The organism is Nocardioides pakistanensis (genome assembly GCF_054781215.1).
In genome coordinates this window covers 82,161-99,697 of the sequence record NZ_BAAGUV010000056.1, presented here as the reverse complement: position 1 = coordinate 99,697, position 17,537 = coordinate 82,161, and the positions used below count along the sequence as shown (strand labels likewise).

19 protein-coding genes are annotated in these 17,537 nt (G+C 71.9%); 11 read left to right on the top strand and 8 right to left on the bottom strand.

Features of this window, described 5'->3' with window-relative positions:
* Positions 1-540: 540 nt before the first annotated feature.
* The 5 genes from ACYVIH_RS17960 to ACYVIH_RS17940 all read right to left on the bottom strand — a co-directional run bounded on the left by ACYVIH_RS17960 (position 541) and on the right by ACYVIH_RS17940 (position 2,910).
* A complete protein-coding gene (locus ACYVIH_RS17960; protein ID WP_460870882.1) occupies positions 541-954 on the bottom strand; it encodes an NUDIX hydrolase in 414 nt (137 codons plus the stop codon).
* Positions 955-984: 30 nt separating this feature from the next.
* Positions 985-1,281 carry an AzlD domain-containing protein gene (locus tag ACYVIH_RS17955; protein WP_460870886.1) on the bottom strand — a complete coding sequence of 99 codons (297 nt, stop codon included), beginning with the start codon at positions 1,279-1,281 and terminating at the stop codon, positions 985-987.
* Complete coding sequence (locus ACYVIH_RS17950; RefSeq protein WP_460870881.1) at positions 1,281-2,009, bottom strand: AzlC family ABC transporter permease; 729 nt, start codon at positions 2,007-2,009, stop codon at positions 1,281-1,283. The genes ACYVIH_RS17955 and ACYVIH_RS17950 overlap by 1 nt, the downstream gene beginning before the upstream one ends.
* A gap of 10 nt (positions 2,010-2,019) precedes the next feature.
* The gene (locus ACYVIH_RS17945; RefSeq protein WP_460870880.1) at positions 2,020-2,247 is read right to left on the bottom strand and encodes a hypothetical protein; all 228 of its coding nucleotides are present in this window, start codon (positions 2,245-2,247) and stop codon (positions 2,020-2,022) included.
* A gap of 99 nt (positions 2,248-2,346) precedes the next feature.
* Complete coding sequence (locus ACYVIH_RS17940) at positions 2,347-2,910, bottom strand: GNAT family N-acetyltransferase (RefSeq protein WP_460870879.1); 564 nt, start codon at positions 2,908-2,910, stop codon at positions 2,347-2,349.
* 87 nt (positions 2,911-2,997) lie between these two features.
* Here ACYVIH_RS17940 and paaA point away from each other — a divergent pair, with 87 nt between their 5' ends.
* The 7 genes from paaA to ACYVIH_RS17905 all read left to right on the top strand — a co-directional run bounded on the left by paaA (position 2,998) and on the right by ACYVIH_RS17905 (position 8,171).
* The gene (paaA, locus tag ACYVIH_RS17935; RefSeq protein WP_460870878.1) at positions 2,998-3,984 is read left to right on the top strand and encodes a 1,2-phenylacetyl-CoA epoxidase subunit PaaA; all 987 of its coding nucleotides are present in this window, start codon (positions 2,998-3,000) and stop codon (positions 3,982-3,984) included.
* The gene (gene paaB, locus ACYVIH_RS17930; protein ID WP_460870877.1) at positions 3,981-4,265 is read left to right on the top strand and encodes a 1,2-phenylacetyl-CoA epoxidase subunit PaaB; all 285 of its coding nucleotides are present in this window, start codon (positions 3,981-3,983) and stop codon (positions 4,263-4,265) included. The genes paaA and paaB overlap by 4 nt, the downstream gene beginning before the upstream one ends.
* On the top strand, positions 4,262-5,059 hold the full coding sequence (gene paaC, locus ACYVIH_RS17925) for a 1,2-phenylacetyl-CoA epoxidase subunit PaaC (RefSeq protein ID WP_460870876.1): 798 nt from the start codon (positions 4,262-4,264) through the stop codon (positions 5,057-5,059). Before paaB ends, paaC begins: the two co-directional genes overlap by 4 nt.
* Entirely contained in the window at positions 5,056-5,592 is a 537-nt protein-coding gene (gene paaD, locus ACYVIH_RS17920; protein WP_460870875.1) for a 1,2-phenylacetyl-CoA epoxidase subunit PaaD, read from the top strand. Before paaC ends, paaD begins: the two co-directional genes overlap by 4 nt.
* A 4-nt stretch (positions 5,593-5,596) precedes the next feature.
* On the top strand, positions 5,597-6,679 hold the full coding sequence (paaE, locus tag ACYVIH_RS17915) for a 1,2-phenylacetyl-CoA epoxidase subunit PaaE (protein WP_460870874.1): 1,083 nt from the start codon (positions 5,597-5,599) through the stop codon (positions 6,677-6,679).
* Between the two features lie 104 nt (positions 6,680-6,783).
* Positions 6,784-7,164 (top strand): hypothetical protein, encoded by a 381-nt coding sequence (locus ACYVIH_RS17910; RefSeq protein WP_460870873.1) that lies wholly within the window; start codon positions 6,784-6,786, stop codon positions 7,162-7,164.
* Positions 7,165-7,319: 155 nt separating this feature from the next.
* The gene (locus ACYVIH_RS17905) at positions 7,320-8,171 is read left to right on the top strand and encodes a S1 family peptidase (protein ID WP_460870872.1); all 852 of its coding nucleotides are present in this window, start codon (positions 7,320-7,322) and stop codon (positions 8,169-8,171) included.
* A 6-nt stretch (positions 8,172-8,177) separates the two neighbouring features.
* Here the strand turns inward: ACYVIH_RS17905 and ACYVIH_RS17900 are convergent, their stop codons facing one another.
* Complete coding sequence (locus ACYVIH_RS17900) at positions 8,178-8,798, bottom strand: L-threonylcarbamoyladenylate synthase (RefSeq protein ID WP_460870871.1); 621 nt, start codon at positions 8,796-8,798, stop codon at positions 8,178-8,180.
* 65 nt (positions 8,799-8,863) lie between these two features.
* Here ACYVIH_RS17900 and ACYVIH_RS17895 point away from each other — a divergent pair, with 65 nt between their 5' ends.
* The 4 genes from ACYVIH_RS17895 to ACYVIH_RS17880 are packed head-to-tail and all read left to right on the top strand — an operon-like array spanning position 8,864 to position 12,911.
* The gene (locus ACYVIH_RS17895) at positions 8,864-9,676 is read left to right on the top strand and encodes a thymidylate synthase (protein WP_460870870.1); all 813 of its coding nucleotides are present in this window, start codon (positions 8,864-8,866) and stop codon (positions 9,674-9,676) included.
* Positions 9,673-10,236 (top strand): dihydrofolate reductase, encoded by a 564-nt coding sequence (locus tag ACYVIH_RS17890; RefSeq protein WP_460870869.1) that lies wholly within the window; start codon positions 9,673-9,675, stop codon positions 10,234-10,236. The genes ACYVIH_RS17895 and ACYVIH_RS17890 overlap by 4 nt, the downstream gene beginning before the upstream one ends.
* A gap of 59 nt (positions 10,237-10,295) precedes the next feature.
* Entirely contained in the window at positions 10,296-11,204 is a 909-nt protein-coding gene (dapA, locus tag ACYVIH_RS17885; RefSeq protein WP_460870868.1) for a 4-hydroxy-tetrahydrodipicolinate synthase, read from the top strand.
* Positions 11,205-11,225: 21 nt separating this feature from the next.
* Positions 11,226-12,911 carry a ribonuclease J gene (locus ACYVIH_RS17880; protein WP_460870867.1) on the top strand — a complete coding sequence of 562 codons (1,686 nt, stop codon included), beginning with the start codon at positions 11,226-11,228 and terminating at the stop codon, positions 12,909-12,911.
* A gap of 65 nt (positions 12,912-12,976) precedes the next feature.
* On the opposite strand, the gene cydD is transcribed toward ACYVIH_RS17880, so the two are convergent.
* Entirely contained in the window at positions 12,977-16,495 is a 3,519-nt protein-coding gene (gene cydD, locus ACYVIH_RS17875) for a thiol reductant ABC exporter subunit CydD (protein WP_460870865.1), read from the bottom strand.
* Positions 16,492-17,511 carry a cytochrome d ubiquinol oxidase subunit II gene (gene cydB / locus ACYVIH_RS17870; protein ID WP_460870863.1) on the bottom strand — a complete coding sequence of 340 codons (1,020 nt, stop codon included), beginning with the start codon at positions 17,509-17,511 and terminating at the stop codon, positions 16,492-16,494. Before cydB ends, cydD begins: the two co-directional genes overlap by 4 nt.
* Between the last annotated feature and the right edge of the window lie 26 nt (positions 17,512-17,537).

Below are 17,537 nucleotides of genomic sequence, written 5' to 3'. Positions count from 1 at the left end.
GTTCTCATGTCCGCCAGCGGGCAGCTTCGTGGCCGTCTCCGGGCAGTTTCTCGTGGCCGCCGACACCGGTATCCCGCCGCGACCAGGTCGGAGCGAACGGGAGCCGACCAACCGACGGGGTCGGCGAGTGGGTTGCTGAGGAAGAGCACCTCGGGGCCCGCGCCCCACGAGCGAGCCACACCCAGATCGCACTCCACGCGTCGGCCGCCCATCCCCCGAGTGTTCCACCCGGATCTCCGCGCCGCTTCGGCGGCCGAGCCGGCGCGGAGATCGCTCGCGACTCCGGCTTTGCCGATCGACGGCAGCAGGGCCGGATCGAGATCCCCTGGCGCCTGCGTCGAGACCGTCGAACATGCAGCTGGGCCCTCGTCCGGCCGGTGCCAGGCGTGCGACGTACCCCTGATGGCCTTAGCTGCATGTTTCACAGATCCTGACGGCCGCCTCTCGCAGCGGGTCAGAACCGCGGGGGTCGCAGGCCGAGGACCGGATCGAGTTCGGGGGTGGCGAAGTGCCAGTGGCTGTCGGCGGCGGCTGCCCCGGTCAGAACCGCGACCGCCGGATCGGCCAACGGCCGGTAGGGCAGTGCACGTATGAGATCGATGGCCGCCTCGACGGGGAACCAGCGGGCCTCTCGCACGAGGCGGTCGGGGTCGTCGACCGGAGGGCGGGATGTTCGATGACGACATCGAAGTTCCAGGCCAGCGATGTCAGGCCGTCGACCAGCGTCGAGGAGCTGGACCGGAGGCGAAGGGCGCCGGGTGGAACGCGCAGGCCGGCCTCCTCTGCGAGCTCACGCGCCGCGCCCTCGGCGGGTGTCTCGTGGGCGTCGACCATGCCGCTCGGGAGGTTCCAGAACTCGCCGCCCCAGCGCGAGTGCGCTTCCCGGACGAGCACAACGCGTCCGTCGTGGTGAGCGAGCACGCCGGCGAAGCGCCGCGGGGAGGGGGCGGTCATGAGGAGATCCTCGCAGGTCGACTCTCGGGATCAGAGCAGACGGAGGATGGCGGCGGTGAGCGCGGCGACCAGCACCACCACGATGAACGGCGCGCGCAGCAGCAGCGCGACGACGGCTGCCGCCAGGCCGGCGGCGCGAGCATCGACGGTGAGCGTCGCACCCGAGGCGAAGACCTGCACGGCCACCAGAGCAGCGAGCAGGGCGACCGGCATCAGGTCCGCGACGCGGTGCACCAGCGGCCGCTCGAGCACCGAGGCGGGGATGGACAGGCCGGCGAGCTTGAGCAGGTAGGCGCCCACGCCGGTGACGATGATCGCGGTCCACATCACGGGTGCTCACCCCCACCGGCCAGGTCGTCCCGCGCCGGGATCTCGGTCGCGTCGGGAGCGGGCCGGGTCAGCAGCCCCGTGCCGAGGGCGACCACGGCCGCCGCCAGCACCGGAACACCGGCCGGCGCCGCGGGCACGAGGCTGAGGGCCAGCGCGACCGCGAGCACCGCGGTGACCTGGTTGTGCCGGTCGCGCAGCCGTGGCCACAGCAGCGCCAGGAAGGCGCCGCCGACCGCGGCGTCGAGCCCGTAGGTGCGCGGGTCGCCCAGGGCCTCCCCGGCCAGCGCTCCACCGAGGGTGGCGAGGTTCCACAGCGCGAACACCGCCAGGCCCGTGCTCAGGAAGCCCACCCGCGCGTCCTCGGTCGTCTCCCGGGTGACCGACATCGCGGTGGACTCGTCGATCAGCAGGTGCGCGGCGCCGGCCCGCCGCCAGCCGGTCCACCCGAGCAGGGGAGCCAGGCGGAGCCCGTAGAGGGTGTTGCGGGTGCCGAGCAGCAGGCCGGTCACGGCGCCGGAGAACGGCGCACCGCCGGCGGCGACGACCCCGACGAGCGCGAACTGCGAGGCGCCGGTGAACACCAGCAGGGACAGCGCGCAGGTCTGCAGGACCGTCAGGCCGGCGGCGACGGAGATGGCGCCGAACGAGATCCCGTAGGCGCCGGTGGCGACACCGACCGCGACCCCGTCGCGGATGATCGCGCGTTGGGTGGGAGTGGGGTTCACCCCCGTGAAGTTAGTGCAGGTGGCGCCGGCGTACGCGACGGGGCTCGGCGGCGGGCTCGGGCGCGTGCACGAGCAGGTAGGTGATCACCGCGCCCACGACCAGGCCGACACTCGCGCCGGCGCCGACGAGCACGGGGTAGGGGAGCATGAACGCCGCCCAGGCGCCGGCGCCGATGAAGACGGTCAGCGCGACGGCGGAGACGATGACGCGGTAGAACTTCGGCAGAGGTCCCAGCACTGTGCACCCTCCGGTTTCGTCCGGGTCAGCAGACCCGATCTCGAGCCTACGACTGTTCAGACGAACGAGTCGAGCAAAAGGTTGCCGGCAGCCGACGGTTCACTCGGTCAGGTCGGTGTGCAGCCGGACCTGCTTGACGAGCACCTCGCCGTCACCGCGCAGGTCGAGCTCGCGGTGCGCGCCGTCGGGCGCCCAGCCTGCGTCGGTCAGGAAGCTCCGCCGCGCGTCGTCGGTGCTGTTCAGCCAGGCCACCGCGCGGCGGAACTTGTCCGCGCGGAGCGTGTCCACGCACGCCTGGAGCAGCCGGGAGCCGTGCCCGTGCCGGGTCTGCTCGGGGTCGACGGTGAGCTCGGAGACCTCGCCGTCGACGACCGGGTCGGCGTCGGGGTCCTCGGAGGGGGAGGTGATCGCGAACCCGCGGACGGTGTTGCGCTCGAGCGCGACGAGCACCCGGTTGCGTGCGTCCTTGGGCTTGGTCAGCGAGGCCTGCCAGGCGGCGGTGAACTGGTCGGCGTCGAGGGAGTCCAGTACGTCGGGCGGCAGGAGGCCGTCGTACGACCGGCGCCATGCCCGGACCTGCACGCCGGCGATCGCGGCCGCGTCGTCGGCCCAGGCCACGCGGACCGAGACGTCGGCGGTCGGGGTGCCGTGGGAGGAGCTCATGGACCCATCCTGACAGGGCTGCGCGGTGTTACACGCCGACGGTCGTGGTGAGTGTGACCTGTAACACTTCCTTGTTAGGGTGTGCTCATGTACGGCAACGACTTCTCCGCGCCCGAGAGCGCCGCGCCCCCCGTCACGGAGGACCCACCGGGCTTCTTGGACGTCATCGACGCCGACGGCAGGATCGAGCCGCGCGACGCGATGCCTGACGGCTACCGCAGGACCCTGATCCGGCAGATCGCCCAGCACGCGCACTCCGAGATCATCGGGATGCAGCCCGAGGGCAACTGGATCACCCGCGCCCCTAGCCTGCGCCGCAAGGCGATCCTGATGGCGAAGGTGCAGGACGAGGCCGGGCACGGGCTGTACCTCTACGCCGCCGCCGAGACCCTCGGCGTCGACCGCTCCGAGCTCCTCGACGCTCTGCACGCGGGCCGGCAGAAGTACTCCTCGATCTTCAACTACCCGACCTTGACCTGGGCCGACGTGGGGGCCATCGGCTGGCTCGTCGACGGCGCCGCGATCGTCAACCAGGTGCCGCTGTGCCGCTGCTCCTACGGCCCCTACGCACGGGCGATGGTGCGGGTCTGCAAGGAGGAGTCGTTCCACCAGCGGCAAGGGTTCGAGGCCCTGTACGCGCTCGCGCACGGCACCCCCGCGCAGAAGGCGATGGCCCAGGACGCGGTGAACCGCTGGTGGTGGCCGAGCCTGATGATGTTCGGTCCCCCGGACGAGAAGTCCACGCACTCGGCACAGTCGATGCGCTGGGGGATCAAGCGGTTCTCCAACGACGAGCTTCGTCAGCGTTTCGTGGACATGACCGTGCCGCAGGCCGAGGCGCTCGGGCTGACCCTGCCCGACCCGGACCTGCGCTGGAACGACGAGCGCGGACACTACGACTTCGGTGAGATCGACTTCACCGAGCTGTTCGAGGTGATCAAGGGCAACGGTCCGTGCAACAAGCAGCGGCTCGAGCACCGGGTGCGTGCGCACGAGGAGGGTGCCTGGGTGCGGGAGGCCGCCGCGGCGTACGCCGAGAAGCAGCAGGCACGTACGACGGGAGCGGTGGCATGACGCGCGAATGGCCCCTGTGGGAGGTGTTCGTGCGCTCCCGGCGAGGGCTCTCGCACGTCCACGTCGGCTCGCTGCACGCAGCCGACGCGCAGATGGCGCTGCACAACGCCCGCGACCTCTACACGCGTCGGCAGGAGGGCGTCTCGCTGTGGGTGGTGCCCGCCGCGGCGATCAGCGCGTCGAGCCCCGACGAGAAGGACTCCTTCTTCGACCCGGCAGCCGACAAGATCTACCGGCACCCGACGTTCTACGAGGTTCCCGAGGGCGTGGAGCACCTGTGAGCCGGACGTCTGCGGAGACCGGGGCCCCTGCGGGCGGGACCACGACCGATGCCCACGTCCGCTACGTGCTCGCGCTCGCCGACGACACGCTGGTCGCCGCCCAGCGACTGGGGGAGTGGGTCGCCTCCGCGCCGGTGCTGGAGGAGGACGTGGCGCTGGCCAACATCGGCCTCGACCTGCTCGGCCAGGCGCGGGCCCTGCTCGCCCACGCCGGTGCCCTCGAGGGCCGGGGGCGTGACGAGGACGCGTTGGCCTACTTCCGTGACGAGCGCGACTTCCTCAACGTGCACCTCGTCGAGCGCGACAACGGCGACTTCGCGGTCACCATGGCGCGGCTGCTCGTCCTCACGGCGTATCTGAAGCAGCTGTGGTCCGCCCTGCAGCCGAGCACGGACGCCACGATCGCGGCGATTGCGGCGAAGGCGGTCAAGGAGGCCGGCTACCACGTCGAGCACGCCCGGATGTGGGTGCTCCGGCTCGGCGACGGCACCCCCGAGTCGCACCGGCGGATGCAGGCCGGGCTCGACGCGGAGTGGCCGTTCGTCGACGAGCTGTTCGACGACGGCTTCGTCGACGACGCGCTGCTCGAGGCCGGCGTCGCGGTGCGCCCGAGCAGCCTCCGCGAGGCCTGGCTGGCCGAGGTCGCCGCCGTGGTCTCGGAGGCGACGCTGACCCTGCCCGACGTACCCCCCGCCGTGACCGGCGGCCGCCGGGGCATCCACACCGAGCAGATGGGCTACCTGCTGGCCGAGATGCAGCACCTCGCCCGCTCGCACCCGGGGGCGTCGTGGTGAGGGTCTCGACAAGCTCGACCACCGGGAACCGCTCGACCGCCGGGAACCGCTCGACCCCGAGCCCCGCCCTGTGGGGGGTCGTCGCCGCGGTGCCCGACCCGGAGATCCCGGTGCTCACCATCGCCGACCTCGGGATCCTGCGCGACGTCACCGTCGGCGACGACGGACACGTGCACGTCACGATCACGCCGACGTACTCCGGCTGCCCGGCGATGGATACCATCCGCGACGACGTGGTGGCCGCGCTGGCAGCCGCCGGCTGCCCCGATGCGACGGTGCAGGTCGTGCTGTCGCCTGCGTGGACCACCGAGTGGATGAGCGCCGAGGGGCGCCGCAAGCTCGAGGAGCACGGCATCGCACCGCCGTCGGTGCACGAGCCCGGCGCCGCCGTGCCGCTCCGGCTCACCGTGCGCTGCCCCCAGTGCGGCTCGCCCGACACCCGGGAGCTGAGCCGGTTCGGCTCCACCGCCTGCAAGTCCCTGTGGGCCTGCAACGCGTGCCGCGAGCCCTTCGACCACTTCAAGGACCTCTGAACCCGTGAGCAGACATGCGGTCTTCCACCCGTTGCGGGTCGCGGCGATCGAGCCGGTGACCGCCGACTCGGTGGCGATCACCTTCGACGTGCCCGAGCACCTGAAGGCCGACTACGCGTTCACCCAGGGTCAGCACGTGAACCTGCGTACGACGCTCGCCGGCGACGACGTGCGGCGCAGCTACTCGATCTGCTCGCCGGTGTCGTCGGGGGTGCTGCGGATCGCCGTGAAGCGGCTGCCCGGGGGAGCGTTCTCCGAGCACGCGCTCGAGCGGTTGCAGGCCGGTGACGTGATCGACGTGATGACCCCGAGTGGGCGGTTCTTCACCGACCTCGATCCCGACAACGCCAAGCGCTACGTCTGTGTCGCCGCCGGGTCGGGCATCACGCCGATCCTGTCGATCGTGGCGACCACGCTCGAGGTCGAGCCGCGCTCGCACGTGACCCTGGTCTACGCCAACCGCACGCACGCGTCGGTGATGTTCCTCGAGGAGGTCGAGGATCTCAAGGACCGCTACCCCGACCGGTTCCAGCTGATCCACGTGCTCTCCCGCGAGCCGCAGGAGGTCGAGCTGTTCTCCGGACGGCTCGACGTGCCGCGCATGCAGCGGCTGCTCGACACGCTGATCCCGCCGGCCGACGTCGACGAGTGGTTCCTGTGCGGGCCCTACGACCTCGTCGGGGCACTGCGCAAGCAGCTCGTCGCCGAGGGCGTGGACAAGCGGTCGGTGCACGCCGAGGTGTTCCACGTCGAGACCCGGCCGCGTGCCCGTCGTACCCCTGTCGACGCGGGCGGCGCGGACGCCGGCGGCAGCGAGGTGACGATCAGCCTCGACGGGCGGCGCTCGACGTTCAGGCTGGCGTCCGACGGGCCGCCGGTGCTCGACGCCGCGCTCACGGTGCGGGCAGACGCCCCGTTCGCGTGCAAGGGCGGTGTGTGCGGGACCTGCCGGGCGAAGGTGGTCGAGGGTTCGGTCGAGATGGACACCAACTGGGCGCTCGAACCGGGCGAGGTCGAACGCGGCTACGTGCTGACCTGCCAGGCGCACCCGACCTCGGAGAAGCTGCACCTCGACTACGACGCGTGACCCGTCGGCCGGCGCACGGCGCTGTCCGGTTGGGGACGTCCGGCACTGGCAGCACCTCCTCGGCGCGAGCAGGCTGGCAGCAGTGAGAGGAGGAGGTGTACTCGATGAGACTGACGCTTCGTGACCTGGTCGCGACGATCCTCGTGCTGGCGATCGCGGTGCCCTACGTCGGCTACCTGATCGAGGGCGACATGCCCTTCGTGGAGGATGCGCGCGGGATGGCCGCGGTCGGCCTGCTGCTCGGTGCTGCCGCCTACGTGGTGCTGAGGATGGGCGACGAGTTCGACCGGGTCGGCAAGGTCGAGACGACCGTGGCAGCGGTGTCGCTGGCTCTGGGGCTCGTGGCGCTCGCGTTCGCCGAGACCGGCGCAGCCGAGGTGCTGCTGGCGGCCTTCATGGCATCGATCCTCGTCGTGTTCGCGCTGGAGCTGGTCGACCACTCGGGGGTCATGCACTGGCACGAACCACCCATGACGCGCGCCTGAGCGGGACCGCGTCACCCGACGGCGCCCGGTGAGGGGCCCTCACCGGGCGCCGTCGCGTGCAGACGGTTCTCGGCCCGGCGTAACGCCGGCAACCCGGCGTCGTTGCACTGCGTGAGCGCGGCTCGGGGCCGCGCCGCTGCCTGAAAGGGACTCCGATGACTCTCACCCGCCGACTCACCGCACGCCTGGGTGCCACCCTCGCCGCCACCGGCCTCCTCCTCGCCTCCCTCGGGCTGGTCCCGGCCGAGGCGATCGTCGGTGGCCGCCAGGTCGAGGACGGGGAGTTCGGGTTCATGGCGTCGATCCAGACCGCCGGGTCCGAGGGCACCGCCGGCCACTTCTGCGGCGGGTCCGTGATCGCGCCGCAGTGGGTGCTCACCGCGGCACACTGCATGGTCGACACTGACCCGGCCGACATCCAGGTCACCGTCGGGCGCACCAACCTCGACGCCGCCGGAGGACAGACGCTCACCGCGGACCGGGTGGTCGTGCACCCCGACTACGAGGCGACCGGGACCTTCGACGCCGCGCTGATCCACACCACCGCGCCGATGGACGTGCCCGCGATCGAGCTGGTCCCGCTCGGTGACGAGAGCCTCGAGCAGAGCGGCGCGGCGCTCACGGTCGCGGGCTGGGGCACCGAGTTCTTCATGTCGCCCACCATCCCCGCCCAGATGAAGGCCGTCGACGTCGAGGCGGTCGCCGACGCCGACTGCGTCACCAACGGGCTGATGGGCTTCCAGGCCGAGTCCGAGATCTGCGCCGAGACGCTGCTCGGCGACTCCTGCCAGGGCGACTCGGGCGGCCCGCTGTTCGGCACTCTCGCCGATGGCCGCCAGGTGCAGGTCGGGATCGTGTCCTACGGCCTGGGCTGCGCCACCCCGCTGTTCCCGGGCGTGTACGGCGAGGTGAACAACCCGTCGATCCACGAGTTCATCACCTCGACCGCCGGCGTCGGGAGCGCGTCGAGCAAGGCCAAGCCGGGCCGCGGCAAGGGCCGCAAGTAGCGCGGCCTACTCGAAGGGCGTCGGGTCCCCGGCACCACGCCGGACGACCTCCGGGGCGCCGGAGGAGAAGTCGACCACGGTCGTCGGGTCCTTGCCGGCGTCACCGGAGTCGATCACCGCGTCGACCTGGTGGTCGAGCCGCTCCTTGATCTCCCAGCCGTCGACCATCGGCTCCTCGTCGCCGGGCAGCAGCAGGGTGGTCGTGACGACCGGCTCGCCGAGCTCGGCGAGCAGCGCCTGCGCGACCCTGTGGTCGGGGATCCGCACGCCCACGGTGCGCTTCTTCGGGTGCAGCAGCCTGCGCGGGACCTCCGAGGTGCCCGGCAGGATGAACGTGTAGCAGCCCGGGGTCGCCGCTTTTATCGCGCGGAACACCGAGTTGTCGATGTGCACGAGCTGGCCGAGCTGGGCGAAGTCCTTGCACAGCAGCGTGAAGTGGTGCTTGTCGTCCAGGCCGCGGATCTGCCGCATCCGCGTCAGGCCGTCCAGGTTGCCCATCTGGCAGCCGAGCGCGAACCCCGAGTCGGTGGGGTAGGCCACGACGCCGCCGTCGCGCATGATGCGGACCACCTGGGCGATCGAGCGAGGCTGCGGGTCCACCGGGTGCACGTCGAAGTACATCGCCATGGCCCGAGCCTCCCACACCGCGCTCGCTGCCGCTCGTCGTCGGTGCGCGGTGCTACCTTGACCCGGTGCAGCAGTACCTCGATCTCCTCCAGCGGATCCTCGACGAGGGCGTGGAGAAGGGTGACCGCACCGGCACCGGCACCCGCTCCGTGTTCGGCCACCAGATGCGCTTCGACCTGCGCGAGGGCTTCCCGCTGGTCACCACCAAGAAGGTCCACACCCGGTCGGTCTTCGCCGAGCTGCTGTGGTTCCTGCGCGGCGACACCAACGTCAAGTGGCTCCAGGACCGCGGCGTCACGATCTGGGACGAGTGGGCCGACGAGCACGGTGACCTCGGCCCGGTCTACGGCTACCAGTGGCGGTCCTGGCCGACCCCCGACGGACGCCACGTCGACCAGATCGCGGAGGTGATCGGGGCGCTCCGGCGCGACCCGGACTCGCGCCGCCACATCGTCTCGGCGTGGAACGTCGCCGACATCCCGCAGATGGCGCTCGCCCCCTGCCACGCGTTCTTCCAGTTCTACGTCGCGCCCTCGCCCGACGGCGGGCCGGGCCGGCTGAGCTGCCAGCTCTACCAGCGCTCGGCCGACGTGTTCCTCGGTGTGCCCTTCAACATCGCCTCCTACGCGCTGCTCACGCACATGGTCGCCCAGGTGACCGGGCTCGAGGTCGGCGACTTCGTGCACACCCTCGGCGACGCGCACCTCTACCTCAACCACCTCGACCAGGCTCGCCTCCAGCTCGGCCGCGAGCCCCGGCCGCTGCCGACGCTGCGGCTGGACCCCTCGGTCACCGACATCGACGGCTTCGACCTGGAGCACATCGTCGTCGAGGGCTACGACCCGCACCCGGGCATCAAGGCGCCGATCGCGGTATGACGACCGTCTCCGGCGCGCCTGCCTCGGAGGCGGGAGGTACGACGGGCCGGCGGATCGTGCTGGTCGCGGCAGTCGCCGACAACGGCGTGATCGGCAACGCCGGGGACATCCCGTGGAGCATCCCCGAGGACATGCGGCACTTCCGCACGGTCACCCGGGGGCACACCGTGGTGATGGGACGAGTGACGTTCGAGAGCATCGGCCGGCCGTTGCCCGACCGCACCAACGTCGTGGTCACCCGCGACCCGGACTGGTCCGCCGAGGGGGTCACGGTGGCCGGCAGCCTCACCGAGGCACTGGCCGTGGCCGCCGCGACCGGAGCCCCCACAGGCGACACCGACGCCGACGTCCCCACGGCCGATGCCGGCGAGGTGATCGTGATCGGCGGGGCGCAGGTCTACGCGGCGGCGATGTCGCTGGCCGACGCGCAGATCCTCACCGAGGTGCACCAGAGCCCCGAGGGCGACACGTTCTACCCCGCGTTCGACCGCTCCGAGTGGGTCGAGACCCGCCGCGAGGAGCACGACGGCTACGACTTCGTCTGGCTCGAGCGGCGCTGAGCCTTCCACTGACGTGTCCACGGCGACGGCCGGTGCGTGCGTAGCGATAACCTGACCCCATGAGCCCGTCCCCGCTTGCCCCCGCGCCGTTCGGCCGGGTCCTCACCGCGATGGTCACCGCCTTCGCCGACGACGGTTCGGTCGACCTCGACGCGACCGCCCGGGTCGCCGTACACCTCGCCGACACCGGCCACGACGGCGTCGTGGTGTCCGGGACGACGGGCGAGGCGCCCACGACCAGCACCGAGGAGGACGGGAAGATCCTCCGCGCGGTGATCGACGCCGTCGGCGACCGGGTCAAGGTGGTCGCCGGGGTCGGCACCAACAACACCGCGCACTCCGTCGAGCTCGCCGAGCAGGCGTTCAAGATCGGCGCGGACGGCGTACTCCTGGTCACGCCGTACTACAACAAGCCGACCCAGGAAGGCGTCGCCGCGCACTTCGAGGCGGTCGCCGCGGCCAGCGAGCTGCCGGTCATGCTCTACGACATCCCGGGTCGCACCGGGGTGCAGATCGCCGAGGACACCTACAAGCGGGTGGCCGAGAACGACCGGATCGTGGCCGTCAAGGACGCGGTGGGCGACCTCTACCGCGGGGTGCGGATCATGGAGGCCACCGGGCTGGCGTTCTACTCCGGCGACGACGTGCAGAACCTCGGCTGGCTGACCCACGGCGCCGCCGGCATCGTCTCGGTGGTCGGCCACGTCGCCGGCCGGGAGTACGCCGCCATGGTGCGCGCCGTGGAGGCCGGTGAGCTGGCCGAGGCACTGGCGATCTACCGCCGGCTCGTGCCGGTCGTCGGCGCGATCATGACGAAGGCCCCCGGCGCGATGATGGCGAAGGCCGCCATGCAGCTGCTGGGCGTGCTCGACAACCGCAACATGAGACTTCCGCTCGTGCCGGCCGGCGACGACCTCGTCGCCCTGCTGCGCACCGAGCTGGTCGACGCTGGACTGCTGGAGAACTGACGACTTGACGAAGGGCACCGCATGAGCCACCCCCACCCCGAACTGTCCGCCCCGGGTCCGCTGCCGGAGAACGGCCTGCGGGTCATCCCGCTGGGAGGGTTGGGTGAGATCGGGCGGAACATGACCGTCTTCGAGTACGACGGTCGCCTGCTGATCGTCGACTGCGGGGTGCTGTTCCCGGAGGAGAACCACCCTGGCGTCGACCTGATCCTGCCCGACTTCGAGCCGATCCGGGACCGGCTGGACCAGGTCGAGGCACTGGTGCTCACCCACGGCCACGAGGACCACGTCGGAGCGGTGCCGTACCTGCTGCGCGAGCGGGGGGACATCCCGCTCGTCGGCTCCCAGCTGACGCTGGGCTTCGTCTCCGGCAAGCTCCGTGAGCACCGGCTCAAGGAGACCGTGCAGCACGTGGTGAAGGAGGGTGACTCGCTGACGTTCGGGCCGTTCGAGCTCGAGTTCGTCGCGGTCAACCACTCGATCCCCGACGGCCTCGCGATCGCGATCCGCACCGGCGCCGGCCTCGTGCTCCACACCGGCGACTTCAAGATGGACCAGGTCCCGCTCGACGGCCGGATCACCGACCTGCGGGCGTTCGCCCGGCTCGGCGAGCAGGGCGTGGACCTGTTCATGGTGGACTCAACGAACGCCGAGGTGCCCGGGTTCACCACGTCCGAGCGCGACATCGCGCCGGTCCTCGACCGGGTCTTCCACCAGAGCAGCCAGCGGATCATCGTGGCCTGCTTCGCCTCCCACGTGCACCGCGTGCAGCAGGTGATGGACGCCGCGGTCGCGCACGGGCGCAAGGTCGCCTACGTCGGCCGCTCGATGGTGCGCAACATGGGCGTGGCTCGTGAGCTCGGCTACCTCAACGTCCCGCCGAACACCCTCGTCGACGCCAAGGAGCTCGCCGACTACCCGCCGGAGAAGACGGTGCTGATCTCCACCGGCTCCCAGGGCGAGCCGCTGTCGGCGCTCTCGCGGATCGCGCAGCGCAACCACAGCTTCGTGCACCTGGAGGAGGGCGACACCGTCGTGCTCGCCTCCTCGCTGATCCCCGGCAACGAGAACGCCATCTACCGGGTGATCAACGGCCTGTCCCGCCTGGGCGCGAACGTCGTGCACAAGGGCAACGCGCTGGTCCACGTCTCGGGCCACGCGTCGGCCGGCGAGCTGCTCTACTGCTACAACATCGTCAAGCCCAGCAACGTCCTGCCGATCCACGGCGAGGTCCGGCACATGCGCGCCAACGCGGATTTGGCCAAGCAGACCGGGGTGCCCAACACCGTGCTCGCCGAGGACGGCGTGGTCGTCGACCTCGTCGACGGGAAGGCGTCGATCGCGGGCAAGGTCAACGTCGGTTACGTCTTCGTCGACGGCTCCTCGGTCGGCGACCTCACCGAGTCCGAGCTCAAGGACCGCCGGATCCTCGGTGAGGAGGGCTTCATCTCGGTGATCGTGGTGGTCGACTCGGTGACCGGCAAGGTCTCCGGCGGCCCGGAGATCCACGCCCGCGGGTTCATCGAGGGTGAGTACAAGTTCGACGAGATCGTGCCCTCGGTGATCGAAGCGCTCGACCGGGCGATGTCCGAGGGTGTCGACGACAACTACCAGCTGCAGCAGACGATCCGCCGCGTGGTCGGCCGGTGGGTGAGCAACAAGCACCGCCGTCGCCCGATGATCGTCCCGGTCGTGATCGAGGCCTGAGCCGGCCCGCCTGAGCCGACCGCGGCGACCCGGCTGCTGCGTGCAGCCGTTCGGGGGGCCGCGGCTCAGGCCTGCACGGCCGCCGGGTCGGCGGGCAGCGGCGCCGCGGCGGCGCCCAGGTCGAGGATCCGGTCGACGCGGTCCAGACCGACGGTGCCGTGGGTGATCCACACGACCGTGCGCGATGAGGCGACGTCGAGCAGGTCGGCGGCGACCGCCTCCGCGGTGGAGGTGTCCAGGTGGGCGGTCGGCTCGTCGAGCACCAGCACGGGAAGGCCGGCGAGCACCGCCCGGGCCATCCCGATCCGTGCTCGCTCTCCGCCGGAGACGTGGGCGTGCCCGTCACCGAGCATCGACTGCAGTCCGCGCGGCAGGCTGTCCAGCCAGGGCCCGAGCTGCACGCTGCGCAGGGCGCGCGCGACGTCGTCCTCGGTGGCGTCGGGGCGGGCGAGGCGGACGTTCTCGAAGACGGTCGAGGCGAAGATGTGCGGGTCGTCGTCGACCAGCCCGACCTTGCGTCGTACGTCGTCGAGGAGCAGCGACCGGGCGGGGACACCGTCGATCGTCACGATGCCGGAGGACGGGTCCAGGAACCGCATCAGCACCGCCGCGAGCGTGGACTTCCCCGACCCCGAGGGCCCGACGACGCCGACCCGGGCGCCCGGTGCCAGCTCGAGGTCGAGGTCGCGGAAGGCGTCGGTCACACCCCACCCGGCGGAGACCCGCTCCAGCCGCACGAGCGGGGCGCCGTCGGGCGCGGGAGCGCCACGGGGGGCCGCCGGGTCGGCGACAGCCGGGGTCACGGCGGCGAGCTCGGAGAGCCGGTGGTCGGCCGCGGCCACCCGCACCTGCAGCGCGCCCACGTCCGCCAACGGGGAGATCACCTCGAGCAGCGCCAGCGGGAGCAGCACCAGGAGCGCGAGCATCGGCGCCGACACCCGTTCCTCGGCCAGGGCCGGAGCGCCGACCCACCCCACCCCGAGCACGCCCAGCCCGGTGCTGAGCAGGGCGGCGGTGCGGCCGGTGGCCACGGCCCGCGTGGACCGCGTGGCCGCGGCGGACGCGGCCTGGCCGACGGCGTCGACCTGCCGCACTGCGCTCCGGTCGGCCTGCCACATGATCAGGTCCGCTGCGCCCTGCAGCAGGTGTACGACGGACGCAGACAGGCCTGCGCGTTCGGCGACGAAGTGCCCCTCGGCCCGGGCCACGCCCATCCGGCTCACCGTGTAGGTCAGACCGCCGCCGACGAGCAGGGTCAGGCCCGTGACCAGCCCCGCCTCCGGGAGAACCCATGCAGCGAAGACGGTGGCGATCACCGCGACCCCGCTGAACGTGACGAGCGGTGAGCGAACCCGCAGGTAGCGGTCCACCAGCGAGTCCACGTCGTCGACGATCGTGGCGAGCACGTCGCCGCGCTGCCGCCCGAGCCGACCGGGCACGAGCGGCACCAGCGCGTCGTACACCGCGGCACGCCGCTCGGCGAGCAGGCGCAGGGCGACGTCGTGCGACACGAGCCGCTCGGCGTAGCGCAGCACGGGGCGCGCCAGGCCGAAGGTCCGGACACCGACGATCGCGACCATCAGCATCAGCACCGGCGGGTGCTCGGCCGCCCGGGCGATCAGCCAGCCGGCGGTCGCGGTGAGGGCCACTCCCGAGGCCGCTGCAAGCGCACCGAGCACGGCGCCGACGGCGAGGCGCACGTCGGCCCGGTCCCGGAACGCAGCCCAGCGGCCGGTCTGCGCGGTCTCGTGCACGGTCTCGCGGGTGGTGGCAGGCGAGGTCGTGGTGGCCGTCGTCGCGTCTGCGAGGGGGGGCGAACCCGTGGGCGGGGCCTCGGGGTCGCCGGGCGCGGCCGGGAGCCCCGGTCCGGATGGCTGGGACACGATCCGGAGGGTACGTCGGGCGGGGACCTCGACGACGTGGTCGGCCAGCTCCACCAGCGACTCGCGGTGCGCGACGACCACGACCGTGCTCCGGGTGCCGAGCCAGGTCACCGTCTCGGCGATCACGGCCTCGGTGAGCGGGTCGAGGTGCGCGGTGGGCTCGTCGAGCAGCACCACCGGCCGGTCGGCGACGACCGCCCGGGCCAGGGCGAGCCGGGCCCGCTCACCGGCGGAGAAGCCCTGACCGTCCTCCCCGAGGAGCTCGTGGAGCCCCTCGGGCAGGGCGGCGACGACCTCGCTGAGACCGACGCGCTCCAGGGCGGCCCAGACCTCGAGATCGGTGGCACCCGGGCGACCGAGCCGGACGTTGTCGGCCACGGTCGCGGTCGCGATCCACGGCCGCTGCGGCACCCAGGCGACCTGGCTCCGCCAGGCGGGGGACTCGGGGTCGACCTCGCGCCCGTCCACGCGCACGACCCCGTCGCGCAGGGGCAGATGACCCATCAGCGCGGCCAGCAGCGTGGACTTGCCCGAGCCCGAGGGGCCGACGACCGCGGTCACCCCGCGCGCGGGCAGGGAGGCGGAGAACCGGTCCAGGACGGGCTCGGGGCGGTCGGGGTAGCCGACGGTGACCCGGTCGACCTCGATCGAGCCGCCCGCGCCGCCCGTGACGGCCGCGGGTGTGGGCTCGACGCCGGGAGGGGTCCCTTCCGCTCCGGAGGCGCCCTCGCGAAGTCCCCGCCCGGAACGCAGGATCTCGTCGGCGGCCTCGAACGTGGCAGTGCCTTCGGCGGCGGCGTGGAACTCCGCGCCGACCCGGCGCAGCGGCCAGTACGCCTCCGGGGCGAGCAGCAGCACCACGAGCGCCGTACCCAGGTCCAGGGAGCCACCGGAGAGCCGCAGCCCGACGACCACGGCGACCAGGGCCACGGAGATCGTCGCGACCAGCTCCAGCACGGCCGAGGAGGCGAAGGCGAGCCTGAGGGTGTCGTTGGTGGCCCGGCGGTAGCGGTCGGTGACCGCCCGGATCGATGCCGACTGCGCCTTCGCGCGCCGGTACGCGACCAGGGTCGGCAGGCCGCGCATGACGTCGACGAAGTGGCCGGACAGCGAGGAGAGGGTGCGGTACTGCCGGTCGGCGCGGTCGCGGGTGGCGAGCCCGACCAGGACCGCGAACACCGGCACGAGGGGGAGCGTCGCCAGCACGATGCCGGCACTGAGCAGGTCCTGGGTGGCGATCGCGACCACGGTCACGGTGGGCAGCACCGCGGCGACGACGAGCGCGGGCAGGTAGCGCGTGAGGTAGGGATCGATCGCCGACACACCGCGCGTGGCGAGCAGGGCCACCTCGCCGCTGCGCCGACGCGAGAGGCCGTACGGACCCTGAGCCAGGGCCGCGGTGAGCAGCCGGTGCCGCAGGGAGGCGGTGACCTGTGCCGAGGCCCGTGCGGAGAGCACGTCGACCAGCCAGGAGCTCGCCGCCCGGCCGAACGTGACGAGTCCGAGCGCGATGCCGGCGCGGAGGGCGCCGTCCCAGGAGCCGTCGGCGGCTCCGGAGAACAGCGAGGTGATCAGGGCGGCCACGGCGAACGCCTGACCGACCAGGAGGAGTCCCGAGAGGGTGCTCGCTGCAACGACACCGGCCAGGGGGAGCCTGGCCGGTGTCAGGTGTGGCAGGAGACGGGGGTCGAGCGGCTTCATGACCCCTGCTGGGCGAGCTCCGCCGTCGGGATGTGGTGGACCGAGATCCGCTTGCGGAAGATCCAGTAGGTCCAGCCCTGGTACATCAGCACGATCGGGGTGAACAGGACGGCCACCCAGGTCATGATCTTCAGCGTGTAGTCGGTCGCCGAGGCGTTGGTGGTGGTCAGCGACCACGCAGCGTCCAGGGAGGAGGGCATCACGTCGGGGAACAGCGCGACGAACAGGCCGGCCACCGCCAGACCGATGGTCGCGAAGGTGCCGATGAACGCCCAGCCCTCACGGCCCTCGTAGGCGGCGAAGAGGCCGGCGACCAGGGCGAGCGCGGCACCGACGAACAGGGCCGCGGACCCGAAGGACCCGGTGAGGAACTGGGTCCAGACCAGGAAGCCGACCGCGACCACGGCGGTGCCGAGGCCCAGCTTGATGCCCAGCGCACGCGCGCGGTGCCGGATGTCGCCGTCGGTCTTGAGCGCCAGGAACAATGCGCCGTGGGTCAGGAACAGTCCCAGGGTGGTCAGGCCGCCCAGCAACCCGTAGGGGTTGAGCAGGGTCAGCGTGCTGCCGACGTACTCCTTGTCGGCGTCGATCGGGACACCGCGGACGATGTTGGCGAAGGCGACGCCCCACAGGATCGCCGGCAGCAGCGAGCCGAAGAAGATCGCCTTGTCCCAGCGGGCCTTCCAGAGCGCCTCGTCACGCTTGGCGCGGTACTCGAAGGCGAGGCCGCGGACGATGAGCGCCACCAGGATCAGCAGCAGCGGCAGGTAGAAGCCGCTGAAGAGCGTGGCGTACCACTCGGGGAAGGCGGCGAAGGTGGCGCCGCCGGCGACGAGCACCCACACCTCGTTGCCGTCCCAGACCGGGCCGATCGTGTTGATCACGACGCGACGCTCGGTGTCGTTGCGCGACAGGACCGGGAGCAGCATGCCGACGCCGAAGTCGAAGCCCTCCAGCACGAAGTAGCCGATCCACAGCACCGCGATCAGGCTGAACCAGACGGTGGTCAGTTCCATGAGGTCGAAGTCTCTCTCGTCAGATG